Genomic DNA, 20422 nt, shown 5'->3' on the forward strand with positions numbered 1-20422 from the left:
AATTTGCCATGCTGTCACCTTATTTGACAGTCATCTGAGACAGCGAAGCACGGTTGTCCGTCGGACGGGGATTGAATGCCAAATTTGTTCGGTTTTAAGAAGCCGCTCGGCTCCTTAGCGAGAGTCTGCGCGGCGGTCACCCGCCGGGTGCCGCAGGTTCTGACATCCGTTGCTCTTGCGGCTGCCCTCGTTACGCCTGGTTTTGCTCCTCCCGTGGAGGCCGCAGGCCAGACCCGGACACTGAAGCTCTATTTCATTCATACTCAGGAAAAGGCGCAGATCACCTTCAAGCGCAATGGCCGCTACGACGCCAAGGGTCTGCAGGAAATCAACCGTTTCCTGCGCGACTGGCGTCGCAACGAGCCGACGAAGATGGACCCGCGCCTGCTCGATCTCGTCTGGGAAGTCTACCAGAAGAGCGGATCGCGCGATTACATCCACGTCGTTTCGGCCTATCGTTCGCCGGCGACCAACGGCATGCTGCGTTCGCGTTCGAAGGGCGTCGCCAAGAAGAGCCAGCACATGCTCGGCAAGGCGATGGACTTCTATCTGCCGGATGTGAAGCTGAAGACGCTGCGTGAAATCGGCGTGAAATTCCAGGTGGGCGGCGTCGGTTACTACCCGACTTCCGGCTCGCCTTTCGTCCATATGGATGTCGGTGGCGTTCGCGCCTGGCCGCGCATGAGCCGTGCCGAATTGGCGCGCCTGTTCCCCGACGGCAAGACCATGCATCTGCCGTCCGACGGCAAGCCGCTTCCGGGTTATGACCAGGCGGTTGCCGACTACAAGCGTCGCGTCGGCGCGTCGGCGATCCAGGTCGCTGGTGGCGGCGATACGGGCCCGGGCGATACGGCGAGCGGCAAGCGCCGCGGCAACCTGTTCGCCATGCTCTTTGGCGGCGGCGGTGATGAGGATGAAGAACCCTCGGCAATCGCAGCCGGCCCCGGTGCCGACGATGAAGGTGGCGCAGCTCCTGCTGCCAAGGTGCAGACGGCTGCCGCGCCCGCCGCTCAGGAAGCGCTGCCCGGCGTCGCCGGTTCTGTCGCCGCCGAGCCGACGGTTGCTGCCGAACAGAACATCAATGCGCCGGTCCCGGCGGTGCGGCCTGCCTTCAAGCAAGCGCCTGCCGATGGTGGCGTAGCCGTGGCCCTGGTGGCGCCGGAGAAGAACCCGGCGCAGGAAGCCCTTGCTGCCGCCCTGCCGCCAACCTCGGAAATGCCGAGCGAGTTTGCCGACCTCGGCTCGATGAAGGTTCCTGTGCCGCAAATGCTTGACCGCCGTGACATGAACACGCTCGTCGCATCCGCCGATGCCGAGCCGGACATGCAGGCGCTCGGTTTCGTGCCGGTTCCGGCCGTGCGGCCCGCGGGTGACGCGGCGCTTGCCGCCGTTGCCGATGCACAGGTCGTGATCCCCTCCTTCGCGGAGCGCCCGGTCGTGGCATCCGCCGAACCGCCGCGCGACGTGGCGGCCGAAGCCAAGACCCGTGTCGCGCTTGCCCAGCCGACGCCAGCTGAACGTCAGCCGGTTGCCCAGCCGCAGCCGATCGAGATGGCAGCCTATGCGCCGCAGTCGGGTACAAATGCGCGCGCCGCGATCTTCGACAGCGCCTTCGACACGCAGGCGGAAGCTCCGGCCAAGGGCGGCCGACCGAAGAAGAACGACGCCGATGCCGCGACCCGCTCATCGGTGCGCGCCGAGCCGAAGCTGACCCAGAAGATCATTTCCGAATGGGCGCTTTCGACCGGCCGCGTCGCAACGCTTTCCAAGCCGGTGAAGGCGCCGCGCTTCGTCAGCAAGTCTCTGCGTACTGCTCCGACGACAGTCTATGCCGCCGGCTTCTCCAGCAGCGCCGGACCAAACGTCGACACGGCCCGGTTCAGCGGCAATGCCGTCAACTTCATGGAAGTGAAGAAGTTCAGCACCAACTGAGCTTCCACCAAACCATAGACACGAAAAAGCCCGCCGACCTGGCGGGCTTTTTCGTATCTGCATTCTGTCTTCGCCTTATGTCGGCTCCCGGCTGCATTGAGAGCCTCTGCTGCCGGCGTTCACGCGCGGAAGGCGAAGGCCGCCGACAGGCGGCCTTCAAAAAGGCTTGCTTATTCCTCGTCGGCTGCCGGCACCATGCCGAGCGCCTGGAGGTAGGTGTCGAGGATCGCTTCCTGTTCCATGCGCTCGTCGTGGTCCTGCTTGCGGATCGAAATGACCTTGCGCAGGATCTTGGCGTCGAAACCTGTGGACTTGGCTTCGCCATAGACGTCCTTGATGTCGTCGGCGATGGTCTTCTTTTCTTCTTCCAGGCGTTCGATCCGTTCGATGAAAGCACGAAGCTGATCGCGTGCGACGCCGTGAGCATCCGACATGGTCTTCTCCTTGATAGGGGGAATAGAATTTCTTGGGTGCCGTGACGTGCCGCGAACGGCCGCCAAGGTCAAGGGTGATTGCGCAACAACGCGGTCATTTCCGTGGCAGAGGCGGGCGAAACGACCCTTATTCCTTTGATCACGACGGTTTGCGTCGGCTCGATCCAGCCATCATTTTCAAGCGGCTTACGAGTTAGAGTGGAATGCCGCGGAAACCCGCACACGCCTTTCCTCACTCAGCGTTGGGCCGGTTGAGCTCGAACGCCGCCTTTTGTTCTGCGGATGCTTCCCTCTGGTTGCGCTCGCGCCATTCCTCGTAGGGCATGCCGTAGATGATCTCGCGCGATTCCTCCTTGGCAAGCGGAACGCCCGCCTGTTCGGCGGCTTCGCGATACCAATTGGACAGGCAGTTGCGGCAGAAGCCGGCGAGGTTCATCAGGTCGATGTTCTGGACGTCGCCGCGCTCGCGCAGATGATTGACCAGCCGGCGAAAGGCGGCGGACTCGAAGGCGATCTGTTGCTCCGGGGTCAGTTCGGTCATGGTCGCTCGTCCTTTTCATCATAGGCGCCGGTGCGCGAGACGTGGCGCTCATAGCGATGCAGCTCCGGCATGGCATTGAGGCTTGCCAGGATCGGCGCCAGTCGCTCGGCCCAGGCGGTAACGCCTTCAGCGTCGGCGATCAGGTCCTGCCGCACCTCGATCAGCGCATGCGCAATGCCCGGCACCATGCAATGCCGGAACATCGTATCGCCACGCAACGCTCCGTCATAGGGTTCATTGTTGCCGACGACGATATCGCCCGGCGCCTTGAGCTTGTCGATCAGCGGCAGCACGGCACGGCCGTCGCTGTCCCAGAGGACGGCGGCGTGCCAGGGACGGGCGACGCCCTTCCAGGCCGGCGTGTAGGAATGGATGGAGATGACCAGCGGTGCTGCGCCATGCGCCTCGGCGCTTCGGCCGATCGTCTCGGAGACGGCGCGGTGATAGGGACGATGGAACCGGTTCAGCCGGTTTTCGCACTCCTTATCGGTGATGGGATGGTTTCCCGGAATGATCGCTCCGTCGGAAATCCGCATGATCAGCGTCGGGTCGTCCTCGCCGCGATTGGGATCGATCAGCAAGCGCGAGAAGCAGCCGAGAACGGCCGGCGCATCGAGCATCGCAGACAGGCGCCGCACGAGCGCTTCGACACCGATATCATAGGCGATGTGCCGCTCGAAGGCCGCGGCGGGAAGGCCGAGACTGCCATACTCGGCAGGCAGCCGGTTCATCGCGTGATCGGCAAGGAGCACGAGCCCGGTTGTGGGCTTGGCTTCGATAATCTCATAGGGAGAATAGTGTTGCATGCCGTTCCAGTCCGTTTCAGCGCCCCGTCTCGCTGATCGCACGCGAGGGCGTCAATCGCAAGAAAAACGCAACTGTTTATCGAAATCCGAAAGCAATTTACCGATTGTAATCGATTAGAGTTACGTTGACTTTCGGGGCTGCCCGTCGCAAGAAAGTGCCACGCAAATCAAAACGGAGTTCCATCGGAAACCGTGTCCAGATATCCTTTTTCCAAAGCGAAGCCGGGGCTGACGACACTGGGAGGCATCCTCCTGTTTCTCCTGGCAACATCAAGCTCATTTCTTTTCGCCAGCGACGCACGCGCCGACTTCCGCGTGTGCAACGGCACCCAGACACTGGTCGGCGTAGCCATCGGCTACCGAGCCAAGGACGGCTGGATGACGGAAGGCTGGTGGCAGGTGCCTGCCAACACCTGCGCGACCCTGATCGAGGGCGAGCTACAGTCACGATATTATTATCTTTACGCGGAAGATGCGGCCCGTGGCGGCCGCTGGACCGGTGACGTCAACATGTGCGTTGCCGAGAACGAATTCAAAATCACGGGCGTGCAGGACTGCTTCGCCCGCGGCTTCCAGCGCATGGGATTCAAAGAGTACGACACGGGACGGCAGGGAAGCTGGATGGTTCAGCTTTCGGATCCGTCCGGCACGCAGGAAAGCCAGAATTGATGAAGCGGAACAGAAAAGTCAAAATCCTCGCAACGCTCGGACCGGCGTCTTCGGACGAGCAGATGATCCAGAAGCTGCACGAGGCCGGGGCCGATCTGTTCCGCATCAACATGAGCCATGCGAGCCACGACGTGATGCGCACGCTGGTGCAGCGCATCCGCGCAGTCGAGGCGCGCTGTGGCCGGCCGATCGGCATCCTCGGCGACCTGCAGGGACCGAAGCTGCGCGTCGGCAAGTTCGCGGAAGGCAAGGTGGACCTGAAGGTCGGCCAGACCTTCACGCTCGACAACAAGGACGAGCCTGGCGACAACACCCGCGTCTATCTGCCCCATCCGGAGATCCTCGAAGCGGTCAAGCCCGGCCATCGCCTGCTGATCGACGACGGCAAGCTGCACCTGAAGGCTGAAAAGACCGATGGCAAGAGCATCGTCACGACGGTCGTCGCCGGCACGAAGATCTCCGACCGCAAGGGCGTCAGCCTGCCCGATACGCTGCTTGCCGTCGGCGTACTGACCGACAAGGATCGTGCCGACCTCGACGCCGTTCTGGCGACCGGCGAATTCGACTGGGTGGCGCTCTCCTTCGTGCAGCGTCCGGAAGACCTGGCAGAGGTTCGCAAGATCGCCCGCGGCCGCGTCGGCCTGATGTCGAAGATCGAAAAGCCGCAGGCGCTCGACCGCATCGACGAGATCATCGAGCTCTCCGACGCACTGATGGTTGCCCGCGGTGACCTCGGCGTCGAGATGCCGCTGGAATCGGTGCCGGGCCTGCAGAAGCAGCTGACGCGCGCATGTCGCCGCGCCGGCAAGCCGGTAGTGGTCGCCACGCAGATGCTGGAATCGATGATTTCGGCTCCGGTCCCGACGCGTGCCGAAGTCTCCGACGTCGCGACGGCCGTCTTCGAAGGTGCGGACGCCGTCATGCTTTCGGCAGAATCGGCCTCGGGCGAATATCCGGTGGAAGCCGTTTCGACCATGGCGTCGATCGCCAGCAACGTCGAGCGCGACCCGCATTATTCCAGCATCATCTACGCGCAGCGCACGCCGCCGGAAGCCACCGGTGCCGACGCGATTTCGCTTGCGGCCCACCAGATCGCCGAGACGCTGCGGCTCTCTGCCATCGTCTGCTACACCTCGTCGGGTACGACGGGTCTGCGCGCCGCCCGCGAGCGGCCGCAGGTGCCGATCATCGCGCTGTCGCCGATCGTGCAGACGGCGCGCCGCCTCTCGGTCGTCTGGGGCCTGCATTGCGTGGTCACCGAGGATGCGACAGACCTCGACGACATGGTCAACCGCGCATGCCGCATCGTTGCCTCGGAAGGCTTCGGCAAGCCGGGCGAACGCATCATCATTTCGGCCGGCGTGCCGCTCGGTACCCCGGGCGCGACCAACATGCTGCGTATCGCCTATATCGGCTCGGACGGCATGAGCGGCGTCTGACGCCCGCTCTCTTTCTCGGACTGCAACGAAACCCCAGGAGCGCTGATCCGCTCCTGGGGTTTCGTGTTTTGTTGATGATGGCAGCTAGCGGGATAACGGGCGCGCCGAGAAAGGCTGCCAGATGAGGTGCGGCCCAACGGATGGCCTGGCACGATCAGGGTGTCTTGGCGGCGGCAAGCCTTTCTTCGGCGCGCTTTACTGCCGCATCCAGATCCCCGGGCTTGCCGGCCAGCTTCTCCACCGCGGCGACGATGACATCGGTGACCACATAGTCGGGCTTATGGCCGAGATTGCCGATCCAGAGCAACTCGGCGCCGGGGATATCGCGCGCCAGCCCGCGTGAGTGGATATCGGCCAGCACGATGCCATCGCTGTCGCCGGTGATGATCACCGTCGGTGCGGCGATCTCCCGGTAGCGCGGCGCGGTCGCGGTCAGATAGGCGTGCAGGTTGGCGATGTCGCGGGCATTGCTGAGGAAGGTCGAGGGACGCAGCACGAGATGCGGGCCAGTCTTGTCGATGTAGTCGGCCGGCCGTGGATTGGGCGAAAAGATCGAGTGTGTGCCGCCCTCGATGCGCCGCTGCCCGAGCGGCGTCACCAGCGTGTGGGCGAAGAGCCAGCCGACGAAGGGCAGGGCCGTCAGGCGGTAATACCAGTCGATGCCGCCGGGCCAGGGATGGGTCGCCGGCGCCAGCAGGACGAGGCCGGCGGTCTTGTCCGGGTGGTTAAGGGCGAAGCTCGCTGCAATCGCGCCGCCGAAGGAGTGGCCGACGATCACGGCGCGACGAATGCCGCGCTTGTCCATCAGCTTTGCGGTCGCGTCCGCCTGACCGTCCGGCAAGTCGTTTTCCGGCCCGCCGCGCTCCGAGTAGCCGTGGCCCGGGCGATCGACGAACAGCATCTCGGCGCGGCCGTCAAGGGCCGGTGCGAAGGCATGCAGCTGGTCGAGCAGGTTGCCGCTGGCGCCATGGATGAAGACGACGGGCAAGAGGTCGGCTTGTCCGCCGGCGGGCAGGTGTACGCTGTTCATGCGGTAGCCGCCGATGTCGATCAGTTCGCCGACATTGGGAAAGCGCCGGGCGAAGCTACGCGCGTGCCAGAGGCTGTAGGCGACGCCGGCGAGTATCAGTGCAAGGGACAGGAGCGCAACTGGGAACATAGTCTCTATTTGTCTTCCGGCGCCCGGCTTTCAAGGCGTAAGCGAACCCTTGGGGCCACCGGCACTTATCCTTTGCCATTGCGGCCAGATGTCGTCCACGGCGCGCCGGCGGGCCAGCACGAACTCTGGCAGCGCCCCATCCCGGTTGCCTTTGTTGTAGCGGTTGTCCGTGCGATCGACAACGAGGACCGGAGGCGCGCCGAATTGATCGGCTGTGATGTCGACGACGAAATCGCCGCATTCGACCCAGGCATGGCTTTGCCAGCTCTTCCCGCAGTTGAAGCCGAACGGTCCGATTTCAGGCTCCAACGGCCCGCTGCGCGGCGTTCCGCGGACCCAGTCGGCGCTGAAGCCTTGGGTGCTCAAGACGCGCTGCAGGAACAGGCTCGTGCGGCCGCAGGTGCCTTGCGAGGCGATCGTGGGGCGGTCCGCGCCGGCGTGACGATGCCATTCGATCCAGATCGGTTCGATGAAATGGCGCGCGGCTGTCGCGATCTTCAGAAGCGATGTCCTGTCGGAGAGGATGGGCGGTGGCGGGCTTGGCAATCGACTGGAACACGCGTTGTCAGGTCTTGCTGCCGGCGAGTTTTTCGGCAAGTTCGCCCAGTTGTTCCTGCGCCTTGCGATCGGCGGGATAAATGTCCAGGAACTGTTCCCAGGCCCGCATGGCAAGCTCATCCTTGCCGGAGGCGCCGAGGATCGCCGCCATGCCGGCAAGCGCGCCAAAGTGGCGGGGCTCGATCGACAGCACGCGATTGATGTCCGACATGGATTTCCGGTAGTTGCCCATCGCGTAATGCAGTGTCGCGCGGCGGTTCCAGCCTTCGACATAATTGGGTGCAAGGGCGATAACCTGGTCGAGGATATCGAGAGCGGCCGGCTGCTTGTTGTCGGTGATCGCCTTGTCGGCCCATTGCATCAGCAGGTTGACGGTGGCGCTGCCGGAATCCTGCCACTCGATGCGGATCTGGTTGGAGAGCTCGCGTGCCTTGTCGGGGTCGCGTTCCTTTTTCAGGTCGGCGAACAGGGTGTCGAGGCGCTGCTTCGGGGTGGTGAGGCTGGTTGCTTCCGGTTGGGTCGAGGCTTCCGCCGCGAAGGAAACATTGCCAGCTCCCGTGGAGGTGGCGAGCAGGGCGGAACACGCCAGAATCAAGGGTATAAAAACTCGCATGGCGAGCATGTTAGCTCGCCACGGAATAACTTCAAAATCAATTCTGGGACATCGCTTGAGCGCTGTCCCCAAGTCCCCTGTCGGGTCTCAGCCCTGACGAGCCTTGAAGCGCGGGTTGGACTTGTTGATGATGTAGATGCGGCCCTTGCGACGAACCAGACGGTTTTCGCGGTGGCGGGTCTTGAGCGACTTGAGCGAATTCTTGATCTTCATTTTCCTGATCCGCAGGTTTCGGGGAATGAAAATTCGCCCGGTATCTCTAACAATCAAAAGCGCGCCCGTGAGCGCGCTCCTTTAAGGTGGGATGGCAAATACCGTGTCACCCCTGGTGTGTCAACCACAAGACGCCCCATTTTGGTGTCTTGCCCCGCATTTCTATGGTCCTCAGCCGCGGACGAGCCGCGTGACGTGGCCCATTTTGCGGCCGGCGCGGGCCTCGGTCTTGCCGTAGAGGTGCACCAGCACGTCATCCTCGGCAAGCCATCCGGGGACCGTGTCGAGGTCGTCGCCGATCAGGTTCTGCATGACGCAGTCCGAATGGCGACGCGGATTGCCGAGCGGCAGTCCGGCGACGGCACGGATATGCTGCTCGAACTGCGAGACGACGCAGGCAGCTTCCGTCCAGTGGCCGGAATTGTGCACGCGGGGCGCCATCTCGTTGACGATCAGGCTGCCGTCGGCGAGCACGAAGAACTCGACGCCGATGACGCCGACATAGCCGAGCGCATCGAGGATCGCCTTGGCGGCAACCCGTGCCGCTGCGCCGGCCGCAGCACCGATCTCTGCCGGGACCGTCGAGGTATGGAGGATGCCGTTGCGATGCACGTTTTCCGCCGGATCGAAACAGGCAACGGCGCCATCGGGCGCGCGGGCTGCGATGATCGAGATTTCGCGCTCGAAGGGCACGAAGCTTTCGAGGATCAGCGGTACGCCGCCGAGTGCTGCGAAAGCGCCCGCCGGGCTGTCTGCCGTCGAGCGGAAGACGCGCTGTCCCTTGCCGTCATAGCCGAGGCGACGGGTTTTCAGCACGCCGGTCCCGCCGAAATCCGCAAGGGCCGCTTCAAGGTGGGCCTGGCTGTCGACGGCATGGAAGCGCGCCGTGGCAATGCCGCAGCCGTTGATGAAGCGCTTCTCGGTGAGGCGGTCCTGCGCGACTTCCAGCGCTTTCGGTGGCGGGAAGACGGGGCGTTTTGCCGCCAGTCGCTCGGCAGCCGCGACCGGAACGTTCTCGAATTCGTAGGTTATGATGTCGCTGACTTCAGCAAGCTTTCCGAGCGCGGCTTCGTCGTCATAGGCAGCGACGATCTGGTCGTTTGCGACCTGGGCAGCCGGACAGTCGACCTGCGGCTCGAGGATGACCGTGCGGAAGTTCAGTCGGGCGGCTGCCATCGCCAGCATGCGGCCGAGCTGGCCGCCGCCGATAATGCCGATGGTGGTCATGCTTCGTCCACCGGATACTCGGCAACGGCAATGGTCTGCTGTTCGCGCCAGTCGTCGAGCCGGTCGGCGAGGTCCTCGTCGCCAAGCGCAAGGACGGCTGCGGCAAGGAGGGCTGCGTTGACGGCACCGGCGCGGCCGATCGCCAGCGTTCCGACCGGGATGCCGGCCGGCATCTGGACAATCGACAGCAGGCTGTCCTGGCCGGAAAGCGCCTTCGACTGCACGGGGACGCCGAAGACCGGCAGCGGCGTCATCGAGGCGCACATGCCGGGCAGGTGCGCAGCACCTCCGGCACCGGCGATGATGACCTTGAAGCCCTCGTCGCGGGCGCCCTTGGCGAAGCTGACCAGCCGATCGGGCGTGCGATGGGCCGAAACGATGCGTGCCTCATAGGGAATGTCGAGCGCGTCGAGCGTATCGGCGGCGTTCTTCATCGTCTCCCAGTCCGACTGGCTTCCCATGATGATGGCGACGGGTGGGGTCGTGGTGTCGATCACGTCTGTCCTGTTCCGCGTTCAGGCGATGATATCGGGAATGATCTGGTCTTCGATCTTGCTGATCTTGTCCTTGATCGCCAGCTTCTTCTTCTTCATGCGCTGCACTCTGAGCGCGTCGCAGCCGGTCTCGATCATGGCGTTGATGGCAGCATCATAGTCTTCATGTTCCTGCCTCAGCCGCGCGGCGGTCAGTCTGAGTTCGGCCTGGTCCTGGTCCGGCATGCAAAGCGATCCCCATCAGCCCGGTTGCGAAGTCCTCCTCGAACCGGAATTTCATGCGCCGCTCTATCACATCTTGGGCGGTAACGGGAAGTTATCCCTCGTCATCATTTCGCCTTCGACAAATGAAAAATGGCATGGCACAGTAGTAAGGTTACAACCATGAAACATCCGGCATTTGCGTGCCGGATGCAAGCAAAAGGAAGGGACTGCCAAATGACTGTTGAGGCTCATCTTGCAACGCTTGAGAAAAAACATGGCGCCCTGGAGCAGGAGCTCCACGTAGCGATGAATCAGCCGTCCGTGGAAGACGAACTGATTACCGATATCAAGCGAAGGAAGCTGCGCATCAAGGACGAAATCGAAAGGCTTCGCTCCTCGACTCACTGATTATCAACGGTATTTCCCAGAGCCATCGGGAAGCGCCATCTCCCCTCTGAGTAGGCGCAACAAGGTTTAGAACCAATCCCCCACAGTGGAATATACGGAATTTCGGGCCGGGCTTGACGCCCGGTCCTCTTGTTTTCCGGGTCGTCGCTTCCAAGCTCAAGACCAGAACTGGTCGAGCCAGAGGTTGAGGCGGTCAAACCCCGGCCGGTTGATCGCATAGATCCGCCGCGTGCCGCTCGCCGAGACCGAGACCAAATTGCAGTCCAGCAAGGCTTTCAGGTGCTGCGATACGGCCGGACGGCTGATCGGCAAGCCTTCGGCCAGCTCGTTCACGGTTTTCGGCGCGCGCCGCAATTCCTCCAGCAGGTAGCGCCGGTTCGGGTCCGCAATGGCATCGAAAGGGTCCGCGATCGTCATGGGCGGACGTTAGGCGAATTTTTGCAAGGCAGCAAGAATTTTGTGCGGTGCGAAACGCTAATTTTGCTTTGCAATATTTCCGTAATACTTGGGTGGCGGCTCAGCCGCCCGCAGCGAGGCCGACGATACCGTCCCAGAGCAGCTTCGAGCCCGCGATGAAGGCCATGCTATACATGAAGGGGTAGAAAATCTGCGGCTTCATGCGGCGAACGATAAAGGCGCCGCACACGGTCGCGACGATCGCCAGCGGAAAGAGCGTCGCCGAGATTTTCAGGTTGCTGAGGTCGAGTTGCCCGAGCGCGAAATAGGGAATGAGCTTCACCGCGTTCAGGATCGCGAAGAAGCGCACGATCGTGCCCGTATATTCACGCGGGTCGAGCTGCAGTGGCAGCGCGTAGATCTGGAAGGGCGGGCCTCCGGCATGCGCAACGAAGCTGCCATAGCCGGCGAACGAGCCCCAAAGCGCCGCCGGCCCGGCCCGCTGCGTCTTCGGCGCGATGGTGATGCCGAGGCGCATGCGCCAGATGTTGTAGACGTAGCGAAGCACGAAGAGCACGGTGATCAGGCCGATGATCAGGCGGAGCAGGTCACGCGAGACATAGGCGGAGGTTGCCCAGCCGATGACGATGCCGGCAATGGCGCCGGGCAAAAGCATGAAAAGGGTCTTGCGGTCGCCATGCTTGCGCCACATCCAGAGCGATACAAGATCCATCGCGATCAGGATCGGCAGGAGAAGGGCGGCGGCCTGGACGGGCGACACCGCCATCGACAAGATCGGTACACCCATGAGCGAAAGTGCCTCCCCCATGCCGCCCTTGCTGAGGCCGACAAGCAGAACGGCCGGGATGGCGATAAGGTAGAAGTCGAGATCCGGAAGCATGGGTGGCTGTTGATCCTTTTGCAGTCTCCGTCTATCGGTTTTCGGAAATGAAATCGAGCGCTGGTTTCGCGGCTTACGCGGCACAGCCGGAAATGGATATCTGAGCATGACAACAGAACGCTGCCGCCTGGTGCTGATCGCGCCCGACATGCCCGATGCGGCGGAACGTGCCAAGGTACTAGCCGACGCGCTCAAGGGTGGCGACGTCGCCTCGGTGATCGTGCCGCAATACGGGCTCGACGATAGCGAGTTCCAGAAGCATGCCGAGCGCCTGGTGCCGGTCATCCAGGAGGCGGGCGCCGCAGCACTGATCGCGGGTGACTCGCGCGTTGCCGGTCGCGCCAAGGCGGATGGCCTGCATGTTGCCGGCAATGCCGAAGTGCTCGGTGAGGCGGTCGAGAAGCACACGCCGAAGCTGATCGTCGGCGGCGGCAACGCGGCCGACCGCCACCATGCGCTGGAGATCGGCGAAGTGCGCCCGGACTACGTGTTCTTCGGCAGGACCGACGGCGACATCAAGCCGGAGGCGCATTCGAAGAACCTCGCGCTTGCCGAATGGTGGGCGTCGATGATCGAGATCCCGTGCATCGTCATGGGCGGCACCGATCCGCAATCGGCGCTTGCAGTGGCGGAGACCGGCGCCGAGTTTGTGGCGCTTCGTCTGGCCGTCTTCGGTGAGCCGGAACAGGCGCCCTCCGTCGTTGCCGCGGTCAACGCGTTGCTTGACGAAAAAGCGCCACGGTTTGAAGATTAAGACGTTTCGATGTTGAACCGTCCGTCTTCCAGATTGAGTCGAGGTCTTTCCCTTGTCGCCCTGGCCGTTGCCCTGGCGCTGCCGGCGCATGCGCAGGAGAAGCCGTCCGCAAGCGACGATGCCGGCGTCGAAAAGCGTGGCCGCATCACGCCCTTCAACGGCGCGGCGATGCCCGAAGGAGCCGAGACTGGCGACAAGTCGAACTCGGCTCCGGACAAGAAGCCGGCGGACGGCACGGCGCCATCTGGAGGCGTGGGTGTCTTTGATCGCATGGGCGCCGAATTGCCGGCGCTGCCGGCCGAAAAACCCTTCGCCGGCAAGGTCGACGACGCCTACGGCGCGTTTCAGCGCGGCTATTACCTGACCGCGATGGATCTGGCGCTGCCACGGGCGCAGCTCGGCGATCCTGCGGCACAGACGCTCATTGCCGAAATCTTGCAGCAGGGGCTTGGCGTCGTGCGCAACCCGCAGCAGGCTGCCTTCTGGTATGGCCAGGCGGCGGAAAAAGGCGACCCGGCGGCGATGTTCAAATATGCCCTGATCCTGATGGAGGGGCGCTACGCCAAGCGTGACCGGAAAAAGTCCGAAGAGCTGATGAAGAAGGCGGCCGATCTCGGCAATGGCTCGGCACAGTTCAATTACGGCCAGACGCTCGTTGCCGACAATCCCGGGCCGAAGGGATTGAAGCTGGCGATGCCCTATTACGAGAAGTCGGCCGAACAGGGCATTGCCGACGCGCAATATGCGTTGTCGCAGATCCTGGTCAATGTCGACGGCATCGAGGAAAGCAAGCGGGCGCGTGCCCGCGAATGGCTGATCCGTGCGGCGCGGGCGGGCTTCGATACCGCCCAGTTGGACATCGCGATCTGGATGATCGAAGGCATTGCCGGTGATCGGAACCTGGAGGACGGCTTCGGCTGGATGCGCCGGGCGGCCGAGGGCGGCAACGTGGTGGCGCAGAACCGTCTCTCGCATCTCTATGTCAATGCCATCGGCACGAGGCCCAATCCGGTCGAGGCGGCGAAATGGTATGTGCTGTCACGCCGTGCCGGTCTCAAGGACGATGCGCTCGAGGACTTCTACCTCGGTCTCAATGAAGAGCAGCAGAAGCAGGCGCTGAGTGCGGCCAACAGGTATCGCCGGAGCTGAGCGAGGCGGAATCCCGTCGCCGCCGGCCGGCAAAAATGCTATTTCGCTTGAACTCGCGGGGCTTTTGTGGTTCTGAGGCCGCGGTTTTGCTCGTGGCGCCATGACAGTGGCAGCAATGCGCGAGCGGAGTGAGACTTCACTCGGTTTTTTGACGACGGAACACGGTTTGCAGCTTGCTCTTGGGGCCGGCAATGCGCCTATGTTTCGTCAAGCAGGTTCAACGTCCGATCGAACGCGTTCGATCGGCCTTCGTTTTTCAAGGGATCGCCAGATGGCCCGTTCAGCACTTCTCAATGTCATGGTTCAGGCCGCCTTCAAGGCGGGCAAGTCGTTGTCCCGCGATTTCGGCGAAGTCCAGAACCTGCAGGTCTCGCTCAAGGGACCGGGCGACTATGTTTCGCAGGCCGATCGTAAGGCCGAAAAGCTCATTCGCGAAGAACTCCTGAAGGCTCGCCCGACCTATGGCTTCCTCGGCGAGGAAGGCGAAGAGATCATCGGCACCGACGGTGCGCACCGCTGGATCGTCGATCCGCTCGACGGCACCACCAACTTCCTGCACGGCATTCCGCATTTCGCCGTTTCGATCGCACTGGAGCGCCAGGGCGAGATCGTCGGCGCTGTCGTCTTCAACCCGGCAACCGATGAACTCTACACGGCCGAGCGCGGCGGTGGCGCCTTCCTCAACGACCGTCGTCTGCGCGTCGCTGCACGCAAGCATCTTTCCGATGCCGTCATCGCCACCGGCACGCCGCATCTTGGCCGCGGCAACCACGGCAAGTACCTGATCGAACTGCGCCATGTGATGGGCGAAGTTGCAGGTATCCGCCGCATGGGCTCGGCTGCGCTCGATCTTGCCTATGTCGCTGCCGGCCGTTTCGACGGCTACTGGGAGCGCGACCTTGCCGCTTGGGATATTGCCGCCGGTGTGCTTCTCATTCGCGAAGCCGGTGGTTGGACGCACGATATCAACGGCGGCGCCCGCCCGGTCGATGACGGTTCGGTCATCTGCGGCAACGAATACATCGTCAAGGCGCTGACGGAAGTCGTTCACCGCCCGGTGCCGACGAAGTAAGTCGCAATCCCGTTCGTTCCGAAGCCTCCGATGCGCATCCCGCATCGGAGGCTTTGTTTTTGGCGCGAAGCTGGGCGGTGCAACACGACACCGCCACAGGCCTGTGCCTAACTGGCGACCTGCAGGCCGTGGCGTGATCCCGGCTGCATACACAAATTGGCCCTTGAATCGATTTCGGTTTCAGGAATTATGCGATAGGCTCCGGGCCGGCGCGGCGCCGTTCCGTCAAGTGAAGCGGGAGATACTCATACCCATGACGAAACTGCATCTGTCCGGGTGGAACGGTCGGGAAGGTATGGAAGACGGCTACAACCCGCACAAGCTCTCGAGCCCCATGCACTATTTCTGGACGATGGTGGTCTTTCTGATCATCGTCGGCTTCGTGGGTGCGATCCTCTTCCGTCAGGCCCAAAACGCCTTTCTCGCCAATCCGGGCCTCAACGGCCTGATCCTCGGTGTCCTTCTGATCGGCATCCTGCTCGTCTTCAACCACGTGCTGGGCTTGCGCCCCGAGGTGCGCTGGTTCAACTCGTTTCGTGCCGCCGGCAGCGCGGACAAGGTCGGGCGCGATCCGGTGCTGCTTGCGCCGATGCGGGCGCTGATCGGCGGTCGCCAGACGGCGATCTCGACCACGGCGCTGCGGTCGATCCTCGATTCCATCGCCACCCGCCTCGACGAATCGCGCGACATTTCGCGTTACCTGACCGGGCTTCTGGTGTTTCTCGGCCTGCTCGGCACCTTCTGGGGCCTTCTTGGAACGATCGGCTCGATCAACACGGTCATCCAGTCTCTGGATGCCGGATCGGGAACGACGGAAGACATCCTCTCGGCTCTGAAGAATGGCCTGTCGGCACCGCTCACCGGCATGGGCACGGCGTTTTCGACGTCGCTTTTCGGCCTTTCCGGTTCGCTGATCCTCGGCTTTCTCGATCTGCAGGCCGGGCGCGCGCAGAACCGGTTCTACACCGAGCTTGAAAACTGGCTCTCCTCCGTGACGGACGTCGGCTCGGAACTTTCGCCGGCGCTCGATCTGCCCGCCGGCGCGCCGGTCGAGGAGCTGAAGAGGCTCACCGACCAGCTCGTCCGCCTCAACCATGAGGGCGGCGCGAACCAGCGCACGACCGCGGCCATGGCAAGCCTCGCCGAAGGCATTCAGGGGCTGGTCAAGAACATGCGCGGCGAACAGCAGATGCTGCGGGATTGGATCGAGGCTCAGCAGGACGAAGCCAAGGCGATGCGCAAGACGCTCGACAAGCTGGCATCGCGGGTCGGCATCTCCGACCGGTCGCCGGCGCATGACAAGCCGGCCGTGTCGGCCAAGGCGCGCGTGGAAGAGGCCGGAGGAGAGTAATCCATGGCGCTTGCCCGAAAAGGCCGCTCTCAGCGCACGATCGACTATTGGCCGGGCTTCGTCGACGCGCTGTCGACGCTGCTGCTGTCGATCATGTTCCTGCTGACCGTCTTCGTCCTTGCACAGTTTCTGCTCAGTCGCGAAATCAGCGGCAAGGACGAGGTGCTGACGCGGCTGAACAGCCAGATCAACGAACTCACCCAGCTTTTGGCGCTCGAAAAGAGCGGCAAGCAGGATCTCGAGGATTCGCTTGCCAATCTGCAGGCGTCGCTCGCCACGTCCGAAGGCGAACGCTCACGGCTGCAGGCCCTGCTCGACCAGGGCGCCGGGAGCACGGACGCCGCCAACCAGAAGATCGGCCGTCTCGGCTCTGAGCTTGAGACCGAGCGTGAAGTCAGCGCCCGGGCCATGAGCCAGATCGAGCTGCTGAACCAGCAGATCGCCGCGCTCCGCAGCCAGATCGCCGCCATCGAAGTCGCGCTTCAGGCGTCGGAAGCCAAGGACCAGCAGTCGCAGACCAAGATCGCCGATCTCGGACGCCGGCTGAACGTGGCGCTTGCCCAGCGGGTGCAGGAACTCAACCGCTACCGCTCGGACTTCTTCGGACGCCTCCGGGAAATTCTCTCCGACCGCGAGAACATCCGCATCGTCGGCGACCGCTTCGTCTTCCAGTCGGAGGTGCTGTTTCCCTCTGGTGGCAACGACCTCAATCCGGAGGGGCAGGCGGAAATGGCCAAGCTCGCCACCGCGCTGCTCGACCTCGCCAAGGAAATCCCCTCCGAAATCAACTGGGTGCTGCGCGTCGACGGCCACACGGACAATGTGCAGCTTTCAGGCGCCGGGCGCTTCGCCGACAACTGGGAGCTTTCGTCGGCGCGTGCAACCTCCGTGGTCAAGTTCCTGATCTCGAAGGGTGTGCCAGCAGATCGGCTAGTGGCTGCGGGCTTTGGCGAGTACCAGCCGATTGCACCGGGTGAAACCCCTGAGGCGCGGGCGCAGAACCGCCGCATCGAGCTCAAGCTGACCGAGAAATAGAATTCGCTCTCCGCGTATCCCGTCGTCGGGCGACGCAGCCTGAAGCTTGAATTGACCTTGACGTACGCGTAACAATTTCCGCAGCCATTCAGATGGCTGCGGCGGCCTTTGCGTGTCAGTGCGTGGGGGGCCGGATGGGATGCGAGGGGGAGAGCATTTCATGGATTGCGACGTTTTGGTTATCGGCGCGGGGCTTGCCGGCCTTGTCGCCGCAGCGGAGGCGGCGGCACTCGGCCGCAGGGTCATCGTGCTCGACCAGGAAGGGGAACAGAATCTTGGCGGACAGGCCTTCTGGTCGCTTGGCGGCCTGTTCTTTGTCGACAGCCCTGAACAGCGCCGCATGGGCATCCGCGACACCCGCGAGCTTGCCGGGCAGGACTGGGTGGGCTCCTCGCAGTTCGACCGTCCGGAGGATCACTGGCCACGGCTCTGGGCCGAAGCGTATCTCGACTTTGCCGCGGGCGAGAAGCGCTCCTGGCTGCACTCGCTCGGCATGCGCTGGTTTCCCGTGGTCGGCTGGGCGGAGCGCGGCGGTGGGCTCGCCCACGGGCACGGCAATTCGGTGCCGCGCTTTCACGTCACCTGGGGTACCGGCCCGGCGGTGCTCGGACCGTTCATCCGGTTGACGCGCGAGGCGGAAAGTCGTGGTCTCGTGCGCTTCCGCTTCCGCCATCGGGTGGATGAACTTGTGACCACCGACGGCCGCGTGACGGGTGCGCGCGGTGCGCTGCTCAAGGACGATCCGGTCGGGCGCGGTGAGCGCAGCTCCCGCGACATCGTCGGCGATTTCGAGATTTCGGCGGGCGCGATCGTCGTCACGTCAGGCGGTATCGGCGGAAACCATGATCTGGTGCGCCGCAACTGGCCGCGCAAGCGGCTCGGCCAGCCGCCGGCGACGATGGTCGCGGGCGTGCCCCACCATGTCGACGGGCGCATGCTGGAGATCGCCAGCCAGGCGCGCGGCGCGGTCATCAATGCGGATCGCATGTGGCACTATACGGAGGGGTTGAAGAACTTCGATCCGATCTGGCCGGACCATGGCATCCGCATCCTGCCGGGGCCTTCGTCCTTCTGGTGCGACGCCGACGGCAACCGTTTTCCGGCGCCGGCCATGCCCGGCTTCGATACGCTCGGCACGTTGAAGGCGATCCGCGACAGCGGTCATGATTACAGCTGGTTCGTGCTGACGCGGGCGATCATCAAAAAGGAGTTCGCGCTTTCCGGTTCGGAGCAGAATCCCGATCTCACCGGCAAGAGCATCGCCCTTCTGTTAAAGCGGCTCGGCAAGAACCCGCCGGGGCCGGTCCAGGCGTTCATGGACAAGGGCGAGGATTTCATCGTGCGCGACCGGCTCGAAGACCTGGTGCCGGCGATGAATGCGCTAACCGGTGAGAACCGGCTGTCGCTGGAGCACTTGCGGCAGCAGATCGAGGCGCGCGACCGGGAAATCACCAACGCATTCTCCAAGGACGCGCAGGTGACCGCGATCCGCGGTGCGCGCGCCTATCGCGGCGACCGGCTGCTACGCACGGCCAAACCGCATCGGCTGCTCGATCCCAAAGCCGGCCCACTGATTGCCGTTCGGCTGCATATCCTGACGCGCAAGACGCTGGGCGGGCTTCAAACCAACCTGTCAGGCCAGGTGTTGGAGCAATCGGGCGAGCCGGTGCCCGGTCTCTACGCTGCCGGCGAAGTCGCCGGCTTCGGCGGGGGCGGCATGCATGGCTACAACGCGCTCGAAGGCACGTTCCTCGGCGGCTGCATCTTTTCCGGCCGGGCCGCGGGGCGGGGTGCTGCCGGGGTGTGATGGCTCCTTCCCGCGTATTTGCCCCTCATCCTAGCCCTCTTCTCGTCAAGCGGGGAGGTGACGGTCGATTGTGCAACGATACCCTCACGTGTAATCGCCGCCGAGGCGGCGCGGTACATCGAGGTTCAGGCAACCGAGTAACATCGTATGTGCTGGCGCATACGCACGGACCGCGCCACAAGTCCCTTCTCCCCGCCTGCGGGGAGAAGGTGGTGGCAGCCGGATGAGGAGCCTCGCTCGTTCTGATCGTCAATCCATCTGCACATTGGCGTCACGAACGACCGGCGTCCACTTCGCCAGTTCGGCTTTCACATGGGCTTCCAGCTCTTCCGGCGTCGAGCCGACGATCGTGGCGCTGAATTCCTTCATGCGCTCGACGACAGCGGGATCCTTCAGCGCCTTGTTGGCCGCCTCGTTGAGGCGGGCGACGACCGGCTGAGGTGTTTTGGCCGGGGCGAAGAGCGCGTTCCAGGTGTAGGTCTCGTAGCCCGGAATGCCGGCCTCGGCGACCGTCGGCACATCCGGGAAGGACGGTGCCCGTTCCGCCGTGGTCACCGCAAGCGCCCTCAGCGTTCCCGCCTTGATGTGGCTGGAGGAGGAGGGGAGGTTGTCGAACATGATCGGCACCTGGTTGCCGATGACATCGTTCAGCGCCGGGCCTGCGCCCTTGTAGGGGATGTGCTGCATGCTGACGCCGGCCATCTTCTTGAAGAGTTCGCCGGAGAGGTGCAGCGGCGTGCCGTTGCCGGAAGACGCATAGCTATACTCGTCGGGCTTGGCCTTCAGGAGTGCCAGCAGTTCCGCAACGTCCTTGGCCGGGAGTTCCGGATTGACGACGAGCACGTTGGGCACGACGACGAGCAGGGAGATCGGCGCGAAATCCTTTTCGGGGTCGTAGGGCTTGGTCTTCAGGATCAGCGGATTGAGCGCGTGGGTGGCGACCGTGCCCATCAGGATCGTATAGCCGTCCGGATCGGCGCGGGCGACATTGTCTGCGCCAAGATTGCCACCGGCGCCGGCAACGTTCTGGACGATCACCTGTTGGCCGAGGTCCTCCGACATTTTCTGCGCGACGATGCGGGCAACCACGTCGGTGGAACCGCCGGCGGCAAAGGGAACGACGAGCGTTATCGGCCGGTCGGGGAAGTCCTGGGCGAGTGCCGTCGAGCCAAGGGGTAGCGCCGTCAGCGCCATCAGGCCCAGCGCCAGAGTGGCACGCCGGGTCAGGTGCGAAAATGCCATGCGGTAGTCCTCCCGATC

The 20422-nt window shown here is 63.6% G+C and carries 23 protein-coding genes; 10 read left to right on the forward strand and 13 right to left on the reverse strand.

Annotated features, from left to right (window positions below; translation table 11 throughout):
- Nucleotides 1-75: 75 nt before the first annotated feature.
- Nucleotides 76-1932: a DUF882 domain-containing protein gene (locus OVA00_RS22065; protein WP_034806108.1), complete on the forward strand. Its 1857-nt coding sequence runs from the start codon at nucleotides 76-78 to the stop codon at nucleotides 1930-1932.
- Nucleotides 1933-2102: 170 nt separating this feature from the next.
- On the opposite strand, the gene OVA00_RS22070 is transcribed toward OVA00_RS22065, so the two are convergent.
- The 3 genes from OVA00_RS22070 to OVA00_RS22080 form a co-directional block, all read right to left on the reverse strand.
- Complete coding sequence (locus tag OVA00_RS22070) at nucleotides 2103-2366, reverse strand: DUF2312 domain-containing protein (RefSeq protein WP_034806111.1); 264 nt, start codon at nucleotides 2364-2366, stop codon at nucleotides 2103-2105.
- Nucleotides 2367-2598: 232 nt separating this feature from the next.
- Nucleotides 2599-2907, reverse strand: a complete 309-nt coding sequence (locus OVA00_RS22075; protein WP_268089620.1) for a DUF1244 domain-containing protein — start codon at nucleotides 2905-2907, stop codon at nucleotides 2599-2601.
- Nucleotides 2904-3713: an N-formylglutamate amidohydrolase gene (locus OVA00_RS22080; RefSeq protein ID WP_268089621.1), complete on the reverse strand. Its 810-nt coding sequence runs from the start codon at nucleotides 3711-3713 to the stop codon at nucleotides 2904-2906. The genes OVA00_RS22075 and OVA00_RS22080 overlap by 4 nt, the downstream gene beginning before the upstream one ends.
- 192 nt (nucleotides 3714-3905) lie before the next feature.
- On the opposite strand from OVA00_RS22080, the gene OVA00_RS22085 reads away from it, so the two are divergent.
- Nucleotides 3906-4382, forward strand: coding sequence for a DUF1036 domain-containing protein (locus OVA00_RS22085; protein WP_051659725.1), 477 nt, complete (start codon nucleotides 3906-3908; stop codon nucleotides 4380-4382).
- Entirely contained in the window at nucleotides 4382-5821 is a 1440-nt protein-coding gene (gene pyk, locus OVA00_RS22090) for a pyruvate kinase (RefSeq protein WP_060518631.1), read from the forward strand. Before OVA00_RS22085 ends, pyk begins: the two co-directional genes overlap by 1 nt.
- 154 nt (nucleotides 5822-5975) lie before the next feature.
- Here the strand turns inward: pyk and OVA00_RS22095 are convergent, their stop codons facing one another.
- The 7 genes from OVA00_RS22095 to OVA00_RS22125 all read right to left on the reverse strand — a co-directional run bounded on the left by OVA00_RS22095 (nucleotide 5976) and on the right by OVA00_RS22125 (nucleotide 10310).
- On the reverse strand, nucleotides 5976-6980 hold the full coding sequence (locus OVA00_RS22095) for an alpha/beta fold hydrolase (RefSeq protein WP_090299710.1): 1005 nt from the start codon (nucleotides 6978-6980) through the stop codon (nucleotides 5976-5978).
- Nucleotides 6981-7010: 30 nt separating this feature from the next.
- Nucleotides 7011-7526, reverse strand: a complete 516-nt coding sequence (locus OVA00_RS22100; protein ID WP_268089622.1) for a hypothetical protein — start codon at nucleotides 7524-7526, stop codon at nucleotides 7011-7013.
- Nucleotides 7527-7545: 19 nt separating this feature from the next.
- Nucleotides 7546-8160 carry a tetratricopeptide repeat protein gene (locus OVA00_RS22105; protein WP_034806119.1) on the reverse strand — a complete coding sequence of 205 codons (615 nt, stop codon included), beginning with the start codon at nucleotides 8158-8160 and terminating at the stop codon, nucleotides 7546-7548.
- Nucleotides 8161-8238: 78 nt separating this feature from the next.
- Nucleotides 8239-8364: a type B 50S ribosomal protein L36 gene (gene ykgO, locus OVA00_RS22110; protein WP_034806120.1), complete on the reverse strand. Its 126-nt coding sequence runs from the start codon at nucleotides 8362-8364 to the stop codon at nucleotides 8239-8241.
- Nucleotides 8365-8535: 171 nt separating this feature from the next.
- Entirely contained in the window at nucleotides 8536-9591 is a 1056-nt protein-coding gene (locus OVA00_RS22115) for a 5-(carboxyamino)imidazole ribonucleotide synthase (protein WP_268089623.1), read from the reverse strand.
- Nucleotides 9588-10052 (reverse strand): 5-(carboxyamino)imidazole ribonucleotide mutase, encoded by a 465-nt coding sequence (gene purE, locus OVA00_RS22120; RefSeq protein ID WP_034806641.1) that lies wholly within the window; start codon nucleotides 10050-10052, stop codon nucleotides 9588-9590. The genes OVA00_RS22115 and purE overlap by 4 nt, the downstream gene beginning before the upstream one ends.
- A gap of 54 nt (nucleotides 10053-10106) precedes the next feature.
- Nucleotides 10107-10310, reverse strand: coding sequence for a YdcH family protein (locus tag OVA00_RS22125; protein WP_034806122.1), 204 nt, complete (start codon nucleotides 10308-10310; stop codon nucleotides 10107-10109).
- Nucleotides 10311-10523: 213 nt separating this feature from the next.
- On the opposite strand from OVA00_RS22125, the gene OVA00_RS22130 reads away from it, so the two are divergent.
- On the forward strand, nucleotides 10524-10697 hold the full coding sequence (locus OVA00_RS22130; RefSeq protein ID WP_034806123.1) for a YdcH family protein: 174 nt from the start codon (nucleotides 10524-10526) through the stop codon (nucleotides 10695-10697).
- A 156-nt stretch (nucleotides 10698-10853) separates the two neighbouring features.
- On the opposite strand, the gene OVA00_RS22135 is transcribed toward OVA00_RS22130, so the two are convergent.
- Both OVA00_RS22135 and OVA00_RS22140 read right to left on the reverse strand, forming a co-directional pair.
- On the reverse strand, nucleotides 10854-11114 hold the full coding sequence (locus tag OVA00_RS22135) for an ArsR/SmtB family transcription factor (RefSeq protein ID WP_090299717.1): 261 nt from the start codon (nucleotides 11112-11114) through the stop codon (nucleotides 10854-10856).
- 100 nt (nucleotides 11115-11214) lie between these two features.
- Complete coding sequence (locus OVA00_RS22140) at nucleotides 11215-11994, reverse strand: sulfite exporter TauE/SafE family protein (protein WP_034806126.1); 780 nt, start codon at nucleotides 11992-11994, stop codon at nucleotides 11215-11217.
- A gap of 106 nt (nucleotides 11995-12100) precedes the next feature.
- Here OVA00_RS22140 and OVA00_RS22145 point away from each other — a divergent pair, with 106 nt between their 5' ends.
- From OVA00_RS22145 to OVA00_RS22170, 6 genes are all read left to right on the forward strand, one after another.
- Complete coding sequence (locus OVA00_RS22145; RefSeq protein WP_060518623.1) at nucleotides 12101-12748, forward strand: thiamine phosphate synthase; 648 nt, start codon at nucleotides 12101-12103, stop codon at nucleotides 12746-12748.
- A 9-nt stretch (nucleotides 12749-12757) separates the two neighbouring features.
- A complete protein-coding gene (locus OVA00_RS22150; RefSeq protein ID WP_060518622.1) occupies nucleotides 12758-13897 on the forward strand; it encodes a tetratricopeptide repeat protein in 1140 nt (379 codons plus the stop codon).
- A gap of 271 nt (nucleotides 13898-14168) precedes the next feature.
- Nucleotides 14169-14969: an inositol monophosphatase family protein gene (locus OVA00_RS22155; protein WP_034806132.1), complete on the forward strand. Its 801-nt coding sequence runs from the start codon at nucleotides 14169-14171 to the stop codon at nucleotides 14967-14969.
- A gap of 253 nt (nucleotides 14970-15222) precedes the next feature.
- Nucleotides 15223-16320, forward strand: a complete 1098-nt coding sequence (locus OVA00_RS22160; protein ID WP_034806134.1) for a MotA/TolQ/ExbB proton channel family protein — start codon at nucleotides 15223-15225, stop codon at nucleotides 16318-16320.
- A 3-nt stretch (nucleotides 16321-16323) separates the two neighbouring features.
- A complete protein-coding gene (locus OVA00_RS22165) occupies nucleotides 16324-17355 on the forward strand; it encodes a peptidoglycan -binding protein (protein ID WP_060518618.1) in 1032 nt (343 codons plus the stop codon).
- A gap of 160 nt (nucleotides 17356-17515) precedes the next feature.
- Complete coding sequence (locus tag OVA00_RS22170) at nucleotides 17516-19162, forward strand: FAD-binding dehydrogenase (protein WP_089044534.1); 1647 nt, start codon at nucleotides 17516-17518, stop codon at nucleotides 19160-19162.
- Nucleotides 19163-19411: 249 nt separating this feature from the next.
- Here OVA00_RS22170 and OVA00_RS22175 read toward each other — a convergent pair whose 3' ends face one another.
- Nucleotides 19412-20404 carry a Bug family tripartite tricarboxylate transporter substrate binding protein gene (locus OVA00_RS22175; RefSeq protein WP_113079933.1) on the reverse strand — a complete coding sequence of 331 codons (993 nt, stop codon included), beginning with the start codon at nucleotides 20402-20404 and terminating at the stop codon, nucleotides 19412-19414.
- Between the last annotated feature and the right edge of the window lie 18 nt (nucleotides 20405-20422).

Origin of the sequence: Ensifer sp. SL37 (assembly GCF_026672675.1) — a bacterium.
GTDB lineage: Bacteria > Pseudomonadota > Alphaproteobacteria > Rhizobiales > Rhizobiaceae > Ensifer > Ensifer adhaerens.